At 53.3% G+C, this 20484-nt stretch carries 19 protein-coding genes; 5 read left to right on the top strand and 14 right to left on the bottom strand.

The genetic code is table 11. From position 1 onward, the window contains the following. Position 1: 1 nt before the first annotated feature. From fkpB to FCH32_RS23200, 5 genes are all read right to left on the bottom strand, one after another. The gene (gene fkpB / locus FCH32_RS08235; protein ID WP_115259500.1) at positions 2-451 is read right to left on the bottom strand and encodes an FKBP-type peptidyl-prolyl cis-trans isomerase; all 450 of its coding nucleotides are present in this window, start codon (positions 449-451) and stop codon (positions 2-4) included. A gap of 117 nt (positions 452-568) precedes the next feature. Beyond that, complete coding sequence (gene lspA / locus FCH32_RS08240; RefSeq protein WP_096758363.1) at positions 569-1066, bottom strand: signal peptidase II; 498 nt, start codon at positions 1064-1066, stop codon at positions 569-571. Next, positions 1066-3882, bottom strand: coding sequence for an isoleucine--tRNA ligase (ileS, locus tag FCH32_RS08245; protein ID WP_174360732.1), 2817 nt, complete (start codon positions 3880-3882; stop codon positions 1066-1068). The genes lspA and ileS overlap by 1 nt, the downstream gene beginning before the upstream one ends. 37 nt (positions 3883-3919) lie before the next feature. Next, complete coding sequence (gene ribF, locus FCH32_RS08250) at positions 3920-4858, bottom strand: bifunctional riboflavin kinase/FAD synthetase (RefSeq protein ID WP_115259502.1); 939 nt, start codon at positions 4856-4858, stop codon at positions 3920-3922. 7 nt (positions 4859-4865) lie between these two features. After that, complete coding sequence (locus tag FCH32_RS23200) at positions 4866-5081, bottom strand: DUF2575 family protein (protein WP_096758366.1); 216 nt, start codon at positions 5079-5081, stop codon at positions 4866-4868. A 105-nt stretch (positions 5082-5186) separates the two neighbouring features. Here FCH32_RS23200 and rpsT point away from each other — a divergent pair, with 105 nt between their 5' ends. Then, on the top strand, positions 5187-5450 hold the full coding sequence (rpsT, locus tag FCH32_RS08260) for a 30S ribosomal protein S20 (protein ID WP_003018940.1): 264 nt from the start codon (positions 5187-5189) through the stop codon (positions 5448-5450). Between the two features lie 59 nt (positions 5451-5509). On the opposite strand, the gene nhaR is transcribed toward rpsT, so the two are convergent. The 4 genes from nhaR to dnaK form a co-directional block, all read right to left on the bottom strand. Beyond that, complete coding sequence (gene nhaR / locus FCH32_RS08265) at positions 5510-6409, bottom strand: transcriptional activator NhaR (RefSeq protein WP_115259503.1); 900 nt, start codon at positions 6407-6409, stop codon at positions 5510-5512. 38 nt (positions 6410-6447) lie between these two features. Beyond that, positions 6448-7614 carry a Na+/H+ antiporter NhaA gene (nhaA, locus tag FCH32_RS08270; protein WP_115259504.1) on the bottom strand — a complete coding sequence of 389 codons (1167 nt, stop codon included), beginning with the start codon at positions 7612-7614 and terminating at the stop codon, positions 6448-6450. 209 nt (positions 7615-7823) lie between these two features. Beyond that, positions 7824-8957 (bottom strand): molecular chaperone DnaJ, encoded by a 1134-nt coding sequence (gene dnaJ, locus FCH32_RS08275; protein WP_115259505.1) that lies wholly within the window; start codon positions 8955-8957, stop codon positions 7824-7826. An 86-nt stretch (positions 8958-9043) separates the two neighbouring features. Further along, positions 9044-10960 (bottom strand): molecular chaperone DnaK, encoded by a 1917-nt coding sequence (gene dnaK / locus FCH32_RS08280; protein WP_096758373.1) that lies wholly within the window; start codon positions 10958-10960, stop codon positions 9044-9046. Positions 10961-11344: 384 nt separating this feature from the next. On the opposite strand from dnaK, the gene FCH32_RS08285 reads away from it, so the two are divergent. After that, positions 11345-11749: a DUF2541 family protein gene (locus FCH32_RS08285; protein WP_115259506.1), complete on the top strand. Its 405-nt coding sequence runs from the start codon at positions 11345-11347 to the stop codon at positions 11747-11749. Positions 11750-11920: 171 nt separating this feature from the next. Further along, positions 11921-12487, top strand: a complete 567-nt coding sequence (gene satP, locus FCH32_RS08290) for an acetate uptake transporter (protein ID WP_096758375.1) — start codon at positions 11921-11923, stop codon at positions 12485-12487. A 35-nt stretch (positions 12488-12522) separates the two neighbouring features. Here satP and FCH32_RS08295 read toward each other — a convergent pair whose 3' ends face one another. The 3 genes from FCH32_RS08295 to tal form a co-directional block, all read right to left on the bottom strand. Beyond that, the gene (locus FCH32_RS08295; protein ID WP_137362035.1) at positions 12523-13830 is read right to left on the bottom strand and encodes an MFS transporter; all 1308 of its coding nucleotides are present in this window, start codon (positions 13828-13830) and stop codon (positions 12523-12525) included. A 124-nt stretch (positions 13831-13954) separates the two neighbouring features. Continuing rightward, positions 13955-14542 (bottom strand): molybdopterin adenylyltransferase, encoded by a 588-nt coding sequence (gene mog, locus FCH32_RS08300; RefSeq protein ID WP_117342344.1) that lies wholly within the window; start codon positions 14540-14542, stop codon positions 13955-13957. Positions 14543-14652: 110 nt separating this feature from the next. After that, positions 14653-15606, bottom strand: coding sequence for a transaldolase (tal, locus tag FCH32_RS08305; RefSeq protein WP_096758378.1), 954 nt, complete (start codon positions 15604-15606; stop codon positions 14653-14655). A gap of 274 nt (positions 15607-15880) precedes the next feature. Here tal and FCH32_RS08310 point away from each other — a divergent pair, with 274 nt between their 5' ends. Both FCH32_RS08310 and yaaA read left to right on the top strand, forming a co-directional pair. Continuing rightward, positions 15881-17311, top strand: coding sequence for an alanine/glycine:cation symporter family protein (locus FCH32_RS08310; protein ID WP_115259510.1), 1431 nt, complete (start codon positions 15881-15883; stop codon positions 17309-17311). A 77-nt stretch (positions 17312-17388) separates the two neighbouring features. Continuing rightward, positions 17389-18162 carry a peroxide stress protein YaaA gene (gene yaaA, locus FCH32_RS08315; protein WP_096758380.1) on the top strand — a complete coding sequence of 258 codons (774 nt, stop codon included), beginning with the start codon at positions 17389-17391 and terminating at the stop codon, positions 18160-18162. Between the two features lie 102 nt (positions 18163-18264). Here the strand turns inward: yaaA and thrC are convergent, their stop codons facing one another. After that, a complete protein-coding gene (thrC, locus tag FCH32_RS08320) occupies positions 18265-19551 on the bottom strand; it encodes a threonine synthase (protein ID WP_096758381.1) in 1287 nt (428 codons plus the stop codon). Beyond that, on the bottom strand, positions 19552-20484 hold the full coding sequence (thrB, locus tag FCH32_RS08325; protein ID WP_096758382.1) for a homoserine kinase: 933 nt from the start codon (positions 20482-20484) through the stop codon (positions 19552-19554).

Raw genomic sequence — 20484 nt, forward strand, 5'->3', positions numbered from 1 at the left:
TTTACGCCTCCAGTGCCGGTTCGACTTCCAGCACTTCAATATCAAAATGAACGGTATGCCCAGCCAGCGGATGGTTGAAGTCAACCGTGATGGAATCACCGTTGATTTCGCGGATAACGCCTGGCATCTCACTGCCGTCCATTGCGGTAAAGAGCATGATAGCGCCAATTTCTGGCTCACCCGCGTCCATAAACTCCCGACGCGAGAAATACTGAATGAGGTCCGGGCTTGATACGCCAAAAGCAGCATCAGGCTCCAGAGCAAAAGTGGTTTTATCGCCCTCTTTTAACCCCAGCAGGTGTTGTTCCAGTCCTTCAGACAGAGAACCGTCGCCCAGGCGAAACAGCGCAGGCTTGCCGTTGCTGCGGGTTGACTCTGCGGTGGAGCCATCGTCGAGCTTTAAGGTGAAGTGCACCAGCACCGCACTGTTACTCTGTACTGATTTAGACATGCAGGTTGCTCTTTAAAAGTGCTGCCGCCTGTTTGCCCGGTGGCACTACGCTTACCGGGCCTACAAGATTCGCAGTAGAATGTAGGCCGGATAAGCATAGCGCCATCCGGCATATTTTTATGCGGCTTTTTTCTCTTTCGCCGGTAAGAAGCCTTCCAGCACAATCAACGCCGCACCGATACAAATCGCCGTATCGGCAAGGTTGAAGGTGGCGAAATGCCAGTCACCTACGTAAAAGTCAATCATATCCACGACGAAGCCGTGCCACAGGCGGTCAAACAGGTTGCCCAGTGCACCGCCAATGATTAACGCATACGCGATGTTATTCAGCTTCTGCGTCGCCTTCGAGCGATACATCATCACCATTAGAATGACGCAAATACCGATCGCGATACCGGCAAAGAACCACCGCTGCCAGCCACCGCTGTCAGCCAGGAAGCTAAACGCCGCGCCATAGTTACGCGCATAGTGCAGATTCAGTGACGGGAACAGCGACACCGTATCCCCCAGAGCAAAATTCTGGAGGATCAGGTACTTGCTGCCCAAATCAATAATCAGCACGACTACCACCAGCCACAGCCAGCGGAGTCCTGTTGAACAAAGAGGCTGACTCATCAGGCAAACTTACGTTGTTCGCCATCACCGGCGATGTTGCTGACACAGCGTCCGCAGATTTCTGCGTGTTCCGCCACCTGACCCACGTCGGTCGTGTAATGCCAGCAGCGCGGGCATTTCTCGCCTTCGGCTTTGCTCAGAGCAATTTTCAAGCCTTTGAGCAGTTCGCTCTGCTGAGCATCGGCCGGTGCTGCAGCATAGTCCGCAACGGTCGCACCCGAGGTCAACAGAACAAAGCGTAACTCTTCGCCCAGCGCTGTCAGCTTGGCAGCCAGTTCAGGTTCAGCGTACAGGGTCACTGCCGCTTCCAGAGAACCGCCCACTTTCTTGTCTGCACGTGCCTGCTCGATGACCTTGTTCACTTCGCCACGCACTTTCAGCAGCTCGTCCCAGAACGTATCGTTCATCGCTTCGGTATCGGCCAGGCCAAACAGCCCCTGATACCACTCACCGGTGAAGACATACTTCTCGCGGGAACCCGGCAGGTAGCCCCAGATTTCATCTGCGGTGAAGGACATGATCGGCGCCATCCAGCGCACCAGTGCTTCAGCAATATGGAACAGCGCGGTCTGGCAGCTACGACGCGCCACGCTGTCCGCTTTCGCGGTGTACTGACGGTCTTTAATGATGTCGAGGTAGAACGAACCCATTTCGACGGAGCAGAAACGCATCAGGCGCTGTACCACTTCGTGGAAGTCATAGGCTTCGTAGGCTTTGAGGATCTCGTCCTGCGCCGCTTGCGCACAGCCCACAGCCCACCGGTCCAGAACAACCATCTCTTCCGGTTTCACCATGTCTTTCACCGGATCAAACCCGTTCAGGTTTGCCAGCAGGAAGCGCGCGGTGTTACGGATACGGCGATAGCTGTCAGCAGCACGTTTCAGGATTTCGTCAGAAACAGCCATTTCACCGGTATAGTCGGTAGACGCCACCCACAGGCGCAGAATATCCGCACCCAGCTTGTTCATCACGTCCTGCGGAGAAACGGTGTTACCGATGGACTTGGACATCTTGCGGCCCTGACCATCAACAGTAAAACCGTGGGTCAGTACCTGACGGTACGGCGCTTTGCCCTTCATCGCAGTGGAGATCATCAGCGAAGACATGAACCAGCCACGATGCTGGTCAGAGCCTTCCAGATACATATCTGCCGCATGCCCCGAAAACTCAGGACGCACGTCGACGACGGATGAGTGGGTAGAACCAGAGTCGAACCATACGTCCAGGGTATCCGGTACTTTGACGTACTGATCGGCTTCATCACCGAGGATATCTTTGGGATCGAGATCCCACCACGCCTGGATACCGTCAACTTCAACGCGTTTAGCCACTTCTTCCATCAGTTCGATGGCGCGCGGATGCAGCTCTTCAGTGTCTTTGTGGACAAACAGAGACATCGGCACACCCCACGTACGCTGACGGGAGATACACCAGTCAGGGCGGTTGGCGACCATCGATTCAATACGCGCCTGGCCCCAATCGGGGATCCACTGCACGCCTTTGATCTCTTTCAGCGACTGCGCACGCAGGCCTTTCTGATCCATGCTGACAAACCACTGCGGGGTGGCACGGAAGATGATCGGTGACTTGTGACGCCAGCAGCACGGATAGCTGTGCTGCATCTTCTCAACGTGCAGCAGTGCACTTTTTTCAGTCAGCAGCGCCACGACAACATCGTTCGCTTTGAAGACGTTAACCCCATCCAGGGTCGGGTACGTACCCGGCAGATAGGTACCATCTGGCCCTACCGGGTTTGCGACTTCCAGGCCGTATTTCTGACCAATCACATAGTCATCCGGACCGTGGCCAGGCGCGGTGTGTACCGCACCGGTACCGGCATCCAGCGTCACGTGATCGCCCAGGATCGCCGGAACATCAAAGCCCATGAACGGATGGGTAAAGCGCAGCAGTTCCAGCTCAGCGCCTTTTACCGTGCCCAGAATGGTGTAATCCGCCGCGCCGAGGCGCTGCATCACACTTTCGACCAGGTCTTTTGCCAGAATCACGGCCTGACCGTCAATCTGCACCAGTGCATAGTCAAAATCAGGGGCCAGAGAAATCGCACGGTTAGCCGGCAGGGTCCACGGAGTGGTGGTCCAGATAACCAGAGAGATCGGGCCATTCACGTCAGAAACGCCAAATTTCGCTTTCACCGCATCCTGATCGGCGGCGTGGAACGCAACGTCGATAGACGGGGAGGTTTTGTCGTAATACTCAACTTCCGCTTCCGCCAGCGCGGAACGGCAGTCTACACACCAGTGCACCGGCTTCGCGCCTTTATGCAGGTGGCCGTTGCCGATGATTTTGCCCAGCGCGCGAATGATGTTGGCTTCGGTTTTGAAGTCCATCGTCAGGTACGGCTTCTGCCAGTCACCCAGCACGCCCAGACGGATAAAGTCTTTACGCTGACCGTCAACCTGCGTTGCGGCGTATTCGCGGCACTTGGCGCGGAACTCTGCGGCAGTGAACTTTTCACCCGGCTTGCCGAACTCCTGCTCTACTTTCAGTTCGATAGGCAGGCCGTGGCAGTCCCAGCCAGGGATATAAGGGGAGTCGTAACCGGAAAGCCCTTTGGACTTCACGATAATGTCTTTCAGAATCTTGTTAACGGAGTGACCAATATGAATGCTGCCATTCGCATAAGGAGGGCCATCATGCAGAATAAAGGTTTTTTTGCCTTTTTTAGCCGCACGAATGATGCCGTACAGGTCATCATCGGTCCAACGCGCCAGCATTCCCGGTTCACGCTTGGCGAGATCGCCGCGCATCGGGAACCCTGTTTCCGGCAAATTCAGGGTTGATTTAAAGTCACTCATCAGATTCTCGGTTCCGTATTTAAAACTCGTATAGGCGTTAAGCCGGTTTTGATAGCCCAAAAAATTCGCGGGCAGTTAACTCATCACGCGCAATCTGCGCTTTTAGTTCATCCAGCGAGGCAAATCGCTGCTCGTTGCGTATTTTTTTACGCAGCACGACATCTATATGGCGACCGTAGAGGTCCATTACAACATCCAGTAGATGCACTTCTAACTGCTGGCGTACACCGGCCACCGTTGGGCGGGTTCCGATATTCGCGACACCGGGTAAAGGCGTTTCGCCCAAGCCCATCACCTCAACCGCGTACACCCCTTTAACTGGAGAAACCTGGCGACGAAGCGGTAAATTCGCCGTGGGGAACCCGATGGTCCGCCCTAACTCGTCGCCGTGTACCACCCGTCCTGAAATGGTAAACGGATGGCCCAGTAAGCTTTCGGCTAACAGCAGATTATCTTCTGCTAGCGCCTGGCGCACAGCAGTGCTGCTGATTCGCACCCCGCCCTCACAGAAGGTCTGGGTGCTGGTGATATCAAAGCCATACTCCGCGCCCGCTTCCTGTAATAACAAGAAATCGCCCGCGCGGCTAGCGCCAAAGCGGAAATCATCACCTACGGCAAGAAATTGTACGCCAAGGCGCTTCACCAACAGGTCGCTGATAAAGTTCTGCGCCGTTAATGCGGCAAAACGCCGGTCAAAACGCACGCACAGCACGTAATCAACACCACATTCCGCCAGATAACGCAGCTTTTCCCGCAGGCGGGTCAGTCGCGCAGGTGACTTTTCAGTCGCAAACAGCTCCAGCGGCTGCGGCTCGAAAATCATCACCATGACCGGTAAATTTCGTTTGCGCCCTTCTTCCTGTAAGCCCTGCAACAACGCGCGATGACCACGGTGCACGCCGTCGAAATTACCAATAGTCAGCACACACCCATGCGGGGCCTGACTGAGATTATGTATGCCTCGTATCAGCTTCATGTCTGGCTCAAAACAGTGAAAATCGTGAAAGTATACCCTGTACAGCGGTCAAGGTTAACCGGCGATTGGTTCTGCGAAACAGAAAGAAGATTGTTTTCATTGTTATGAAACAAAATGCGGTCCTCCGCTGACCAATCAATTCAACTTTTCTCGTGGAAAAGCTGTATTCACAGCACGCAAGCTGGTAGAATCCTGCGCCATCACTACGCAACGAGTGCTGCAATTTAAACGGCGCTTATTTGCACAAATCCATTGACAAAAGAAGGCTAAAAGGGCATATTCCTCGGCCTTTGAATTGTCCATATAGAACACATTTGGGAGTTGGACCTTGGCTAATATCAAATCAGCTAAGAAGCGCGCCGTTCAGTCTGAAAAGGCCCGCAAGCACAACGCTAGCCGTCGCTCTATGATGCGTACTTTCATCAAGAAAGTATACGCAGCTATTGAAGCTGGCGACAAAGCTACTGCACTGAAAGCATTTAACGAAATGCAACCAATCGTGGATCGTCAGGCTGCTAAAGGTCTGATCCACAAAAACAAAGCTGCACGTCATAAAGCAAACCTGACTGCACAGATCAACAAACTGGCTTAATCGCCTGCTTGCTGTCGCTTTGTGAAAAAACCCGCGTAAGCGGGTTTTTTTATGTCTGTTTACTTACTCCCCGGCGCAAACAATGCCGAGTAGTTAGCATTGCAAATACGCTGCACCGCCGGATGCTGGATCATCCTCTCCGCAAAAATGGCATGGTACTCCTCCATCACATTCTCCACGCGTCCAATCTCAATGATGGAATCATCAGCGTAGAAATTGTTCGAATAGAGCGTAGGGGCGACGAAAATAGCATTGTGCGTAGCGCCAAAGGCTTTCATCAAGGCGGCATCGTCAAACTCCCCGAGGATCTCAACGTTCAGTCCCTGCGAGTTAATCCAGTTCAGCAGCTTGCGCCCGAGCATTGAGCGACGTCCTGGTATCAGCAGGCGACGCTCCTCAAGGCAGGCTGGAAACGGCTTCTCCGGCAGCGGATTGGTGCACCAGAAACTCACGCAACACTCGCCGATTTTTACCGAGAACAGCCCTTCCTGCTGCGTTGAGTCGATTGGGCAGTCGGAGATAATCATATCCAGCTTGTGCTGGCTGAGCTGCTCCAGCAGCATCTCATGCGTGGATTCAAAGCAGCGTAGATGGATTTGTTCATCGTCAACGACGGCAGCGTCGAGCACGCTACTGACCAGCTGTTTAGATAACGCATCCGCCACGCCCACATCGAACAGCAAGTTAGACTCTTTGCGGTAGTTCACGATATCCAGCATCTCCTGGCTTAAAGTGAACATTTTGTCCGCATAACGAAAAACTAATTCGCCTAGCTCACTAGGCTCCAGCCCTCGCCCCTTACGCTTAAACAACTTCCCCTGTAAGCGCTCCTCCAGCGCTTTGATCTGCCCGGTAATGGTTTGCGGTGTCAGATAAAGCGCTTCTGCGGCCCCCACCACCGAACCTTCTTTATACACATGCCAGAAGTAATACAGGTGGTTGTAATTTATATGAGACATACTCTCTCCCTGAAAATTGTCACCAAAGGGTTATCGGCTCAGGCTGACGCGTTTAACCGGGTACGCAGCCAGCTATAACCGATCACCGCCGATAGCAGAGAACCAATCAGGATCCCCAGTTTCGCCCAGTTAATCAGCTCCGGATCAACGTTACCAAACGCCAGGCTGGCGATGAAAATAGACATCGTAAAGCCAATCCCGCAAAGAATACCCACCGCCATGATTTGCTGGAAGTTCGTGCCTTCAGGCAGCTGCGCCACCTTGAGGCGTAATGCCAGCCAGCAGAACAGGCTAATCCCCAGCGGTTTACCGATAAGCAGGCCGGCGATAATCCCTAGCGGCAGGATGGAGGTCAATCCGTCCATCGTCACACCCTGCAGTGGAACCCCCGCATTGGCGAAGGCAAACAACGGCAGAATCAGATAGGCCACCCACGGATGCAGCACATGCTCCAGACGTTTCGCCGGAGAACGGCCATGCTTTTCCTTCAACGGGATGAAGAAACCGACAATCACACCCGCCAGCGTCGCATGCACCCCTGACTTCAGCACTGCGGTCCATAACACGACGCCCACCAGGATATAAATACCGGTACGTCTGACACCACACAGGTTCAACGCCGCCAGAATAAGAATCGCTAATGCGGCAACCCCCAACGACAGCAGAGAGAGATCGCTGGTATAGAACAGTGCGATGATCACAATCGCGCCAAGATCGTCAATAATCGCCAACGCCATCAGAAAGATTTTCAGCGCCAGCGGAACACGGCTGCCCAGCAGCGCCAGTACGCCGAGCGCAAAAGCGATATCCGTTGCCGCCGGGATCGCCCATCCTTCACGTGTGATGGGGTCGGCATAGTTGAATGCCAGATACAACAGCGCCGGGACAATCATCCCGCCAATCGCGGCAATCACCGGAAACGCTGCCTGGCGTAAACTAGCCAGCGATCCCTGCATCAGCTCACGCTTAACTTCCAGACCAATCAGCAGGAAAAACACCGCCATTAAGGCGTCGTTGATCCACAGCAGCATATTTTTATTGATCTCAAGCGCGCCGACCCGCAGTTGAACCGGGGTCTCCAAAAAGTCGTGGTACCATCCACTGGTTACGCCGATATTGGCCATCAACATTGCTACTACCGCAGCGATGATCAAAATAATGCCTCCCGAGGCATCGCTACTAAAAAAACGATGTAGATGTTTCACTTTTATTCTCTCTATTGGGTGAATACTTCGTAATTACTATCTTACTCCGCATAACTCATCGTTAATATTAGATTATTCATGATAAATAGATCGGTTTTTACGATCTAACAATTTGGGATTGTTTCGTTCCTGTTCAGGACGGATCCGACAAAATAAAAAAGCCTGAGACTCTTCAGTCCCAGGCTTTTTATCAAATTTATGGCGGTAAATTAACGCGTCAGGTCGTCAAAGAATTTCTTCACGCCGTCGAAGAAGCTTTTAGAACGCGGGCTGTTTTGTTCCCCCGTCGGGCCACCAAAACTGTCCTGCAGATCTTTCAGCAACTGTTTCTGCTTGTCGTTCAAACCAACCGGGGTTTCAACCACCACGCGACACAGCAGATCGCCCTGAGCACCACCGCGTACCGACTTAACGCCTTTACCACGCATTCGGAAAAGTTTACCAGTTTGCGTTTCGCCAGGGACTTTTAACTTCACGCGGCCATCCAGCGTCGGGACTTCAATCTCGCCGCCCAGCGCAGCCATCGCAAAGTTGATCGGCACTTCACAGTACAGGTTATTTCCTTCACGTTCGAAAATCGGGTGCTGTTTCACCTGCACCTGAACGTACAAATCGCCTGACGGTGCGCCATGCTCACCCGCTTCGCCTTCACCAGATAAACGAATACGGTCACCGGTATCAACCCCAGCCGGGATTTTAACGGACAGTGTTTTGCTCTTCTCTACGCGGCCATGCCCGTGACATTTGTTGCACGGATCTTTAATCAGCGTACCGCGGCCCTGACAGTGTGGACAGGTCTGCTGTACGGCAAAGAAACCCTGACGCATCTGCACCTGACCGGAACCGTGACAGGTCGGACAGGTCTGCGGCTGAGTCCCGGATTTCGCGCCGCTGCCGTGGCAAACGTCACACTCTTCCAGCGTAGGAATACGGATCTCTTTGGTGACGCCACGCACGGCTTCTTCCAGAGTGAGATCCATGTTGTAACGTAAATCCGCACCACGTGAGGCGCGCTGACGGCCACGACCACCGCCAAAGATATCGCCAAACACGTCACCAAAGATATCGCTGAAGTCAGCACCGCCGCCGAAACCGCCACCGCCGCCCATACCGCCTTGCTCAAACGCAGCATGACCGTACTGATCGTAAGCCGCGCGTTTTTGCGCGTCGGTCAGGATCTCGTAGGCTTCTTTGATCTCTTTGAATTTGGCTTCGGCCTCTTTATCACCCTGGTTACGGTCCGGGTGAAATTTCATGGCCAGGCGCTTATAGGCCTTTTTGATTTCACGCTCTTCCGCTGTTTTGGAAACGCCCAAAATCTCGTAATAGTCTTGCTTAGCCATCTCTTTTTATCTGCCCCTAACATGCGTGCACGGGCGGAGAGGAAACCTCTTCGCCCGTGCCAGTGTTTTACCCGTTCAAAGGGCGATTATTTTTTGTCTTTCACTTCTTCAAACTCAGCGTCGACAACATCGTCATCTTTCGCGTTGTTCGCGGAAGCATCAGCTGAACCCGCCTGCTGCTGTGCATGCTGCTGCTGAGCGATTTCCATCAGTTTCTGGGAAACCTGTGCCAGCGCCTGCATTTTCGCTTCGATATCTGCTTTGTCTTCGCCTTTCAAAGACGTTTCCAGCGCAGTCAGAGCGGACTCGATAGCAGTTTTGTCGTCAGCCGGCAGTTTATCGCCTGCTTCTTCAACCTGCTTGCGAGTGCTGTGCAGCAGATGGTCACCCTGGTTACGGGTCTGGACCAGCTCTTCAAACTTACGGTCAGATTCTGCGTTCGCTTCTGCTTCGCGAACCATTTTCTGAATTTCTTCTTCGTTCAGACCAGAAGACGCCTTGATGGTGATCTTCTGCTCTTTACCGCTGTTTTTATCTTTCGCAGAAACGTGCAGGATACCGTCAGCATCGATATCGAAGGTCACTTCGATCTGCGGCATACCGCGCGGTGCCGGGCTGATACCATCCAGGTTAAACTGACCCAGATCTTTGTTATCAGCAGCACGTTTACGTTCACCCTGCAGCACATGGATGGTTACCGCAGACTGGTTGTCTTCAGCGGTAGAGAACACCTGGCTGTGCTTGGTCGGGATAGTGGTGTTTTTCGCGATCAGCGGAGTCATCACGCCGCCCATGGTTTCGATACCCAGAGAAAGCGGGGTAACGTCCAGCAGCAGTACGTCTTTAACATCACCGGTCAATACACCACCCTGAACAGCAGCACCGATTGCTACAGCTTCGTCCGGGTTAACGTCTTTACGCGGTTCTTTACCGAAGAACTCAGCAACTTTCTTCTGTACCATCGGCATACGAGTCTGACCACCGACCAGGATAACATCCTGAACGTCAGAAACAGACAGACCAGCATCCTGCAGAGCAACTTTCAGCGGCTCGATAGAACGGTTAACCAAGTCTTCTACCAGGCTTTCCAGTTTCGCACGAGTCACTTTGATGTTCATGTGTTTCGGACCAGACGCATCTGCAGTGATGTACGGCAGGTTAACGTCGGTCTGCTGCGCAGAAGACAGCTCAATTTTCGCTTTCTCTGCGGCTTCTTTCAGGCGCTGCATTGCCAGCGGGTCGTTACGCAGGTCAATGCCCTGATCTTTCTTAAATTCATCAACGAGATAGTTGATCATGCGGCTATCGAAGTCTTCACCACCGAGGTGGGTATCACCGTTGGTTGCCAGAACTTCGAAGGTTTTTTCACCGTCAACTTCGTCGATTTCGATAATAGAGATATCGAAAGTACCACCACCGAGGTCGTAGACCGCGATAGTACGGTTGCCGACTTCTTTGTCCAGACCGTAAGCCAGTGCAGCAGCGGTCGGTTCGTTGATGATACGTTTGACTTCCAGACCTGCGATACGGCCGGCGTCTTTCGTTGCCTGACGCTGAGCATCGTTGAAGTATGCAGGTACGGTGATAACCGCTTCAGTTACCGGTTCGCCCAGGTAATCTTCAGCCGTTTTCTTCATTTTTTTCAGCACTTCAGCAGAGATCTGCGGCGGTGCCAGTTTCTGACCTTTTACGTCAATCCATGCATCACCGTTGTCAGCACCGATGATTTTGTACGGCATGATGGCTTCATCACGCTGTACTTCTTCGTCCTGGAAGCGGCGGCCAATCAGGCGTTTAATCGCAAACAGGGTGTTTTGCGGGTTTGTCACTGCCTGACGTTTAGCCGGCTGACCAACCAGAGTTTCACCATCCTGGGTATAAGCAATGATAGAAGGCGTGGTGCGATCGCCCTCGGCGTTCTCCAGCACACGTGCAGTAGTGCCATCCATAATCGCTACACAAGAGTTGGTAGTACCCAGGTCGATACCAATAATTTTACCCATCTAAACGTCTCCACTAAAAATTCTGTCATCAGGTGGTTGTGAATCTGTAATAAGGGCGAAACGTGCGGTTTCAACTACCCTGAATCGTTTTTTTTCAGACTCACCACTGCGGTTGTCTACAAGATGGGGTCGTAACCCACGTCATCAAGGGGGGCATGCAAATTTTTTTTAGCCCGATCGCAATAAAATGAGAGATAACGGGCAGAAAAACAGGAAAGTAAATAGTCACCACCCCAAAATAATTCATAAAACCAATATTAAAAATACCAGTCATTCACTTGAAAATTGTAATAAAAAGAAAAGATTACCTGCATGAACCGTTTTTCCAACGGCGGTATTATGGTCACTCGTCACTCACTTTTGAACCCGTCAAAGAGAAATTTCATGAAATCCCTGTTTACCCTTCCCGCCAGCCTGTTGATAGGTCTGCTGCTGAGCAGCACTGCACAGGCTAACGATCATAAAGTTCTGGGAATGATTGCCATGCCCAGAAATGCAACCAACGATCTCACGCTAAGAATCCCTGTTTGTCGTGTCGTGAAGCGTATTCAACTGACGGCAGACCGTGGTGATATCACACTAAATGGCGCTTCCGTTTATTTTAAAGCCGCGCGCATGTCCAGCCAGAGCCTGAATGTTCCTTCCTCCATCAAAGAGGGGAAAACCACCAACTGGATTAACATCAATAGCGACAACGACAACAAACGCTGTGTGTCTAAAATCACCTTCTCTGGCCAGTCAGTAAACTCCTCCGACATGGCGACCTTAAAAGTCATTGGTGATGACTAACCCCCTGACTTCTCGGCCATGATATTCAGTACTGGGGAAAAAAATTCATTTTCCCCTCATCAGATCATAGACAGCCCCCTCTCCCCTGATTATCATGCCGCGCCCCGAAGTCCGTGATCGTTTTTCGGGGAAATTATTTCACCATTCAATCAATGATGATTTTGAGGAATTATGGGCAACACTAAGTTGGCTAATCCGGCACCACTGGGCCTGATGGGCTTCGGCATGACCACCATTTTGCTTAACCTGCATAACGCGGGTTTCTTCGCCCTTGACGGTATTATCCTGGCGATGGGACTGTTCTACGGCGGTATCGCGCAAATTTTTGCCGGTCTGCTGGAGTACAAAAAAGGCAATACCTTCGGCTTAACCGCCTTCACCTCTTACGGCTCGTTCTGGCTGACGCTGGTCGCGATCCTGTTAATGCCGAAAATGGGCCTGACAGAAGCACCGAACGTGCAGTTCCTCGGCGTGTATTTGGGTCTGTGGGGCGTGTTCACCCTGTTCATGTTCTTCGGCACACTGAAAGCAAACCGCGCGCTGCAGTTTGTCTTCCTGAGCCTGACCGTGCTGTTCGCCCTGCTGGCTGTGGGCAATATTGCAGGTAACGAAGCGATTATTCATGTTGCTGGCTGGATTGGCTTAGTGTGTGGTGCAAGCGCCATTTACCTGGCGATGGGTGAAGTGCTGAACGAACAGTTTGGCCGCACCATCCTGCCAATTGGTGAAATGCACTAATTCTGTCTGTATCCCCCCGCAAGGGGGGATAATCCTTACAGACGCTGTAATTCTCCCTCAGCGTCCGTATCACGATGATAAATATCCTGTCGTAGCCAAATCCCTAGCCCTAAACCCACCAGCGAAAGCGCCAGCACATACCAGGCCGGAGCCATCGGCGACACACTCATCAACATCGTGACCGCGATTGGCGTCAAACCACCGAAAATGGCATACGAGACGTTATAGGAAAAAGAAATACCGGTAAAACGGACTTCCGCCGGGAACGCCCGTACCATCACGTAAGGCACCGCGCCAACCACGCCAACGCACAGCCCAACCAGACCGTACAACAGGAACAGGTGCTCAGGATGACTGCCGATCAGGTGATAGAAAAACCAGCTGGAACAGGCCAGCAGCAGGCTACCGACAATAAAGGTTTTGCTGGCACCCACTCTGTCGACCACGAATCCCGCCAGCAAGCACCCGATGCACAGCATAATGGTGGCCACGCTGTTGGCCTGTAACGTCAGCGCAGGTGCAAAACCATACTGTTTTTGCAGCCAGACGGGCGACATCAGGATCACCACCACAATCCCAGCCGAGAGCAGCCAGGTCAGTAGCATCGACACCGCCACTGCTTTTTTATGCTTGCTGACGACCGACTTCACCGGCAGTTCCTGCGCCAACGCTTTGCGCTGCTGCATCTCGAGAAAGATCGGCGTCTCCTGCAACCAGCGGCGCAAATACATTGCCACCAGCCCAAACGCACCTCCCAGCAAGAAAGGTATACGCCAGCCGTACTCATGTACCGCCTGCTGCGTCAGGCTGGTATTCACCAACGTGGCCACCACCGAGCCCAGAAGGATCCCCACCGTTAACCCGGCAGTCAGCGTTCCACAGGCAATGCCGATACGGCGCTCCGGCACGTGTTCGGCAACAAACACCCAGGCCCCCGGCACTTCTCCTCCAATGGCGGCACCTTGCAGAATACGCATCAGCAACAGCAACAGCGGGGCCAGGATCCCCATCGAGGAATACGTCGGCAGCAGACCTATCGCCAGCGTCGGTATCGCCATCAGTAAAATGCTCAGAGTGAACATTTTTTTGCGCCCGACCAGATCGCCAAAATGCGCCATGATGATGCCGCCTAACGGGCGCGCCAGATAGCCCGCGGCAAAAATACCGAAGGTTTGTACCTGACGTAGCCATTCGGGAATGTCCGCGGGGAAGAACAGCTCACCCACAACGGCGGCAAAGAAGACAAAGATAATAAAATCATAAAACTCGAGCGCCCCACCGAGAGCAGCGAGCGAAAGGGTTTTATAATCCTGGCGATTCAGCGGTCGAGAATGTTGTGACATAGCAAACCATGCGTCAGTGGAGTGATTGAAGGTGTTTAGCGATACGTGTAAATCAAAAATTACTATATCGTAAACAATTCAATACTCCACCGGCATTACGCTTTATGTCACGAAAAGGCTACTTTCAGGCATTTGTATCGCGTATCGCGCTTTTAGGCCGAAAAGATGCTACCACTTCCGGGGCGGTTTCCACATACGGCCCATCCAGCAGCTGTATACAATATGGTACACTTGCAAAAATACCCGCCACAATAACGTTACCGTCGGCGTCTTTCACCCCTTCCAGCGTTTCTTTGATCGATTTCGGTTGGCCAGGCAGGTTGAGGATCAGTGCCTGCTTGCGAATAACCCCAACCTGACGGGAGAGGATCGCCGTCGGCACAAAGTGCAGGCTAATCTGGCGCATTTGTTCACCAAAGCCGGGCATCTGCCTGTCGGCTACCGCCATCGTAGCATCTGGGGTTACATCACGACGCGCCGGGCCGGTGCCGCCGGTGGTCAGCACCAGGTGACAGCCCATTTCATCAACCAGTTCACACAATGTTTGTTCAATGATCGCCTGCTCATCCGGGATCAACCGGGTTTGCAGTTCAAAAGGCGTTGTCAGGGCGGACGCTAGCCACTCTTCAAGTGCGGGAATACCCTTATCCTGATAAACACCGCTGGAGGCACGGTCAGAAATAGAAACTAAGCCAATGCGTAAAGTATTCATGATTATTCCGTTTAAACAGTCTCGTTAAACAGAATGATACACTGCGAAGGGAAGGACAGACAGATTTCAGAAGAGGTAGCGTGACCCCCGTCAGGGCCACGCGCAAATGATTACAGCAGATCGCCGATCATTTTTTCCAGTTTGCCCTGGTCTACAGCAAACTTACGGATACCGTCCGCCAGTTTGTCTACAGCCATCGGATCCTGGTTGTGTTGCCACAGGAACTCAGCTTCAGTGATACGTGCAGGACGCGCTTTCACTTCGCCAGAGAAGGACAGTTTACGTTCGAGCGCGCCTTCGCTTTCAGCCAGCTCTTTCAGCAGTGCCGGGGCAATAGTCAGACGATCGCAGCCCGCCAGCTCAATGATTTCGCCGATGTTACGGAAGCTCGCGCCCATCACCACGGTTTCGTAACCGTGCTGTTTGTAGTACTCATAGATTTCCGTGACGGAAACCACACCCGGATCTTCTGCCGGTGCGTACTCTTTCTTATCGGTGTTGGCTTTGTACCAGTCCAGAATACGGCCAACGAACGGAGAAATCAGGTAAACGCCTGCTTCTGCACATGCACGCGCCTGCGCGAAGGAGAACAGCAGAGTCAGGTTACAGTTGATGCCTTCTTTTTCCAGCTGCTCCGCGGCACGGATACCCTGCCAGGTAGAAGCTAGTTTGATCAGAATGCGATCGTTGCTGATGCCAGCATCGTTGTACATTTTGATCAGACGTTTCGCTTTCGCGATAGACGCTTCGGTGTCGTAGGACAGGCGCGCGTCAACTTCAGTAGAGATACGACCCGGGACCAGTTTCAGGATCTCCAGGCCGATGTTTACCGCCAGTTTGTCCGTCGCGTCGACGACCTGCTGCGCGCGGTCGTTGCTCTGCTGCTTAGCCCAGGCCACAGCGTCATCAATCAGCTTGCGGTATTCCGGGATCTGCGCTGCGTTAAGAATGAGAGAAGGGTTAGTTGTGGCATCCTGAGGCTGATACAGCTTCATTGCCGCGATGTCTCCGGTGTCGGCCACTACAGTGGTGAACTGACGAAGGGAGGTCAATTTGTCCGTCATGATAGCGTTTCTCTTTAAACAGCGTGTTAGGGGGATGTAACCGATCTTTCCTGATGATAGCACGACGCACTCTCAGCGCAACCGCCGGGAGTGCCTCACCTGCCGTTCAGCCCTGATTACGCATCTCAGAGCCTATAGTGCGCAATTAAAGAGTCGACCTGATGTTATGGTAAACTCCCGCTATCAATCTCATTACAAGGTTTATACTGTTCGATAATTGGTAGCGCTTACATCAGGATATTAGCGCGTGCCGGCATCAACAAGAGGGATGTTAATGCCTGATTTTTTCGCATTTATTAATGAAATACTGTGGGGCTCGGTGATGATCTATCTCCTGCTGGGCGCAGGATTTTGGTTCACTTACCGTACCGGTTTCGTCCAGTTCCGCTACGTTCGCCAGTTTGGCAAAAGTCTTAAAAATAGCATCAACCCACAACCTGGGGGTTTAACCTCATTTCAGGCTCTGTGTACCAGCCTCGCCGCCCGTATCGGCAGCGGAAACCTGGCAGGCGTAGCCCTGGCTATCGCGGCTGGGGGGGCGGGTGCCGTCTTCTGGATGTGGGTCTCGGCGGTGATCGGCATGGCAACTTCATTTGCCGAATGCTCACTCGCCCAACTGTATAAAGAACGCGACAGTAAAGGCCAGTTTCGCGGCGGACCCGCGTGGTATATGGCGCGCGGGCTGGGCATGCGCTGGATGGGCGTTCTGTTCGCCATCTTTTTACTCATTGCCTATGGCTTAGTTTTTAACAGCGTCCAGGCGAACTCGGTCTCGCGTGCGCTGGAGTTTGCTTTCGACATCCCGCCCCTCGTATCCGGGATCTCGCTGGCAGTGCTGTCTTTGCTCGTCATCGTCGGCGGTATTAAAGGCGTTGCCCGCCTGATGCAATGGATCGTGCCCTTAATGGCCCTGCTGTGGGTCGGCTGCAGCATCGTCATCTGCCTGTGGCATATCGGACAGATCCCTGAGGTCATCGTCACCATTGTGAAAAGCGCGTTTGGCTGGCAGGAAGCCGCCGCCGGCGCCGCCGGGTATACGCTAAGCCAGGCCATTGCCAGCGGCTTTCAACGCGGTATGTTTTCTAATGAAGCGGGCCTGGGTTCAACGCCTAACGCCGCGGCCGCGGCCGCGTCATGGCCTCCGCATCCCGCCGCACAAGGCATCGTGCAGATGATTGGCGTGCTGGGTGATACGTTGGTTATCTGTACGGCCAGCGCAATGATTATTCTACTGGCAGGCAATGGCACCACGTACGTTCCAATGGAAGGTATTCAACTGGTCCAGAAGGCCATGGTAACGCTCACGGGGGAATGGGGTGCCGGGTTCGTTGCGCTGATTGTGGTTCTGTTCGCCTTCAGCTCTATTGTCGCTAACTACATTTATGCAGAAAATAATCTGATCTTTCTGAAACTGGACACCATTCGCATCATCTGGATTTTGCGTATTACCACCGTCTGCACCGTGATCGGCGGAACACTACTCCACTTTCCGCTGGTGTGGCAGCTCGCCGACATTATTATGGCCTGCATGGCCATCACGAATCTGACGGCGATTTTGCTGCTTTCCCCGGTTGTTCATACTCTTGCCAGCGACTACCTGCGCCAGCGAAAACTCGGCGTGCGACCGGAATTTGATCCGCAGCGTTATCCTGATATCAGACAACAGCTTGCACCTGATACCTGGGATGAGCCGCCGCGCAGCTAGCGCGGCAATCGCAACCATCGATCAATTCTGTCGTTTTTTTTGCTACAGTCGCAGTAAATCTCCCGCAAGGACTGGATATGCTGATTCTGATTTCACCTGCAAAAACGCTCGACTACCAAAGTCCACTGGCCACCACGCGCCATACGCTGCCCGAGCTGCTGGACCATTCCCAGCAGCTTATCCACGAAGCGCGTCAGCTGTCTGCACCGCAAATAGGTAAGCTGATGGGGATAAGCGACAAGCTGGCGGACCTGAACGCCACTCGTTTCCACGACTGGCAACCTGACTTCACGCCCGATAATGCGCGTCAGGCCATCCTGGCGTTTAAAGGCGACGTCTACACTGGGCTGCAGGCAGACACCTTCAGCGAGGCCGATTTTGATTTCGCCCAACGGCATTTACGCATGTTGTCCGGGTTGTACGGCGTGCTGCGCCCGCTGGATCTGATGCAGCCTTACCGCCTCGAGATGGGCATTCGCCTTGCCAACACCAAAGGCAAAGATCTCTACCAGTTCTGGGGGGACATCATCACTGACAAGCTGAACGAAGCGCTGGAAGCACAAGGCGACAACGTGGTGATTAACCTCGCCTCGGATGAGTATTTTAAGTCCGTGAAACCGAAAAAACTGAACGCGGAGCTGATCAAACCGGTCTTCCTCGACGAGAAAAATGGCAAATTCAAAGTGATCAGTTTCTATGCTAAAAAAGCGCGCGGTCTGATGAGCCGCTATATCATTGAAAACCGCTTAACCCAGCCAGAACAGCTGACCGCCTTTAACAGCGAGGGCTATTTCTTTGATGAAGAAGCTTCCGATAAAGGCGAGTTGGTGTTTAAACGTCACGAGCACTAGTGTACATGCCGGATGGCGGCTAACGCCTTATCCGGCCTACGACACAAAACGAATGCCCGTAGGCCGGATAAGACGCGCTAGCGTCACCATCCGGCACAACAATTATCCGCGGGTCATCATCAGTTGACGCAGCGCGGCAAAATCAGCCGGTAGATGATGCGACAGCAGCGGCAAGTCCGCACGCTCCGCCAGCTCTTTTGGTAGATCCAGCGTCACATCAAGGATCTGTTCAACGCTTTCTTTAAACTTCGCCGGGTGCGCGGTCCCAAGGAACAGGCCATATTCGCCTGGGTTCAGTTGATCACGCAGCGCGCGGTACGCCACCGCCGCGTGCGGCTCTGAGGTGTAGCCAATCGCCTGCAGCTCACGCATCGTTTCCTCAGTGGTCGCATCGTCAACGGCCGCATAGCCCAGTTCGTTCAGACGCCAGATTTTACGACGGAACAGCTCTTCCACGCGCGGCCAGTTGTTCGGCTGGCTGACATCCATGGCATTCGATAAGGTCGCCTGGGTGGCTTTCGGCGCCCACTCGCCTTCTTCAAGGAAACGCGGAACCGTATCGTTGACATTGGTTGCCGCGATAAAACGCTTCACCGGCAAACCGAGTGATTTTGCCAGCAGTCCAGCGGTCAGATCGCCAAAGTTGCCGCTCGGTACAGAAACCACCAGCTGATTGCGCGCCTCCTGCGGCAGTTGCGCCACGGCCTCAAAGTAGTAGCAGATTTGCGCCAGCAACCGGCTGATGTTGATCGAGTTAGCCGAATTTAATCCCAGCGCCACCTTTAGTTCTTCGTCATCAAACGCCTGTTTCACCAGCGCCTGGCAGGCATCAAAATCACCGTCAATGGCGACAGTTTCAATGTTTCCACCCAGCGTACAGAACAGTTTTTCCTGTAACGGGCTGATCTTACCGTTAGGATAGAGGATCACCACGCGCACATTTTTCAGGCCATAAAAGGCATGCGCGACCGCCGCCCCGGTATCGCCGGACGTGGCCGTCAGGATGGTTACCGGCTTATCGCCGCTGATGTGCGTCAGCATCTGCGCCATAAAGCGCCCACCAAAGTCTTTAAAGGCCAGCGTCGGGCCGTGGAACAGCTCCAGACAACCGACATCCCCCGTCACCTGAGCAACCGGCGCAGGGAATGCAAACGCCGCGCGCACGCGATCTGCGAGGACGTCATTCGCTATTTCATCACCAATAAAGGCGGACAGGATCTTTGCGCTACGGCTGACAAAATCCAACTTCAGCATTTCATCGATTTCGGTCAGGCTAAATTCCGGCAGATCGTGCGGAAAAAATAACCCCTGTTTTCTACCCAACCCTTGGGTGACGGCCTGCGCGAAACTGACCTGCTCGTTATGATCTTTTAGATTGTAGAGTTTCATTTATTTTCCCAGTACCCGTGCGCCCGCCGTGTCCAGCCGGCAAATATGAACAAAGCCTTCCTGATTTTGCAGGTAATTTTTACCCAGCCAGTCTGCAACCCGCTGCGCCGTCTCCGGTTTATCGCACAGAGCAAACAGCGTCGGTCCAGAACCGGAAATACCACTGGCCACCGCGCCGATTTCCGCCACCGCCTGACGCGCCTGGCTGAAGCCTGGCAGCAAGCGGGTGCGATATGGCTCGGCAATCACATCTTTCATCAGCTTTGCCGCTAACCCTGGCTGACGGGAATAGCAAGCATGAATGAAGCCCGCCAGATGTCGCCCGTGGGCGATACAGTCCTGGCGACGGTATTGCGCCGGTAAAATCGCCCGCGCTTCAGCCGTTGAAACCTTAATTCCCGGATAGGCCAGCACCCACAACCACTCATCAAAGCCTGGCACCTGTTGGCTGATAATGCCGTTTTCCTCAATCATCAACTGCATACCGCCCAAAAAGCAAGGCGCCACATTATCGTAGTGAACACTGCCGGAGATACGCCCTTCCAGCTCACCCATGATCGCCAGCAGGCGGGTGTCGTTGAGCGGTTTACCGCAGTGCTCATTCATTGCCACCAGCGCGGCCACAACAGAACAGGCGCTGGAGCCTAAGCCGGAGCCAATCGGCATATTTTTTTCCAGCGTCATCGTCACCGGAACGGCTTTCCCCAGCTCCTGACAAAATCGCTCCCAGCACTGGTAGACGATATTTTCCCGCGGCTCTGACGGCAGTTTGCTCGCAAAGCGCCCCAGGTTGTTGAGGCTAAAGCTGTCAGCGGCTTCCACAGAGACAACATCACCTAACAAAGAACCATCAACGGGCGTGACCGCCGCCCCAAGCACATCAAACCCGACGCTCATATTGGCACTGGAAGCCGGGGCATAAACTCTCACCAT

Source organism: Citrobacter gillenii, assembly GCF_013337685.1.
Classification (GTDB): Bacteria; Pseudomonadota; Gammaproteobacteria; order Enterobacterales; family Enterobacteriaceae; genus Citrobacter; species Citrobacter gillenii.

Coding starts and splice junctions, on each gene's coding strand:
- ribF (WP_115259502.1), bottom strand. CDS start 4,858: ATGAAGCTGATACGAGGCATACATAATCTCAGTCAGGCCCCGCATGGG.
- FCH32_RS08285 (WP_115259506.1), top strand. CDS start 11,345: ATGAAATCCCTGTTTACCCTTCCCGCCAGCCTGTTGATAGGTCTGCTG.
- thrC (WP_096758381.1), bottom strand. CDS start 19,551: ATGAAACTCTACAATCTAAAAGATCATAACGAGCAGGTCAGTTTCGCG.
- tal (WP_096758378.1), bottom strand. CDS start 15,606: ATGACGGACAAATTGACCTCCCTTCGTCAGTTCACCACTGTAGTGGCC.
- thrB (WP_096758382.1), bottom strand. CDS start 20,484: ATGGTGAGAGTTTATGCCCCGGCTTCCAGTGCCAATATGAGCGTCGGG.
- dnaK (WP_096758373.1), bottom strand. CDS start 10,960: ATGGGTAAAATTATTGGTATCGACCTGGGTACTACCAACTCTTGTGTA.
- nhaR (WP_115259503.1), bottom strand. CDS start 6,409: ATGTCTCATATAAATTACAACCACCTGTATTACTTCTGGCATGTGTAT.
- fkpB (WP_115259500.1), bottom strand. CDS start 451: ATGTCTAAATCAGTACAGAGTAACAGTGCGGTGCTGGTGCACTTCACC.
- dnaJ (WP_115259505.1), bottom strand. CDS start 8,957: ATGGCTAAGCAAGACTATTACGAGATTTTGGGCGTTTCCAAAACAGCG.
- mog (WP_117342344.1), bottom strand. CDS start 14,542: ATGAATACTTTACGCATTGGCTTAGTTTCTATTTCTGACCGTGCCTCC.
- FCH32_RS08295 (WP_137362035.1), bottom strand. CDS start 13,830: ATGTCACAACATTCTCGACCGCTGAATCGCCAGGATTATAAAACCCTT.
- ileS (WP_174360732.1), bottom strand. CDS start 3,882: ATGAGTGACTTTAAATCAACCCTGAATTTGCCGGAAACAGGGTTCCCG.
- FCH32_RS08310 (WP_115259510.1), top strand. CDS start 15,881: ATGCCTGATTTTTTCGCATTTATTAATGAAATACTGTGGGGCTCGGTG.
- satP (WP_096758375.1), top strand. CDS start 11,921: ATGGGCAACACTAAGTTGGCTAATCCGGCACCACTGGGCCTGATGGGC.
- lspA (WP_096758363.1), bottom strand. CDS start 1,066: ATGAGTCAGCCTCTTTGTTCAACAGGACTCCGCTGGCTGTGGCTGGTG.
- yaaA (WP_096758380.1), top strand. CDS start 17,389: ATGCTGATTCTGATTTCACCTGCAAAAACGCTCGACTACCAAAGTCCA.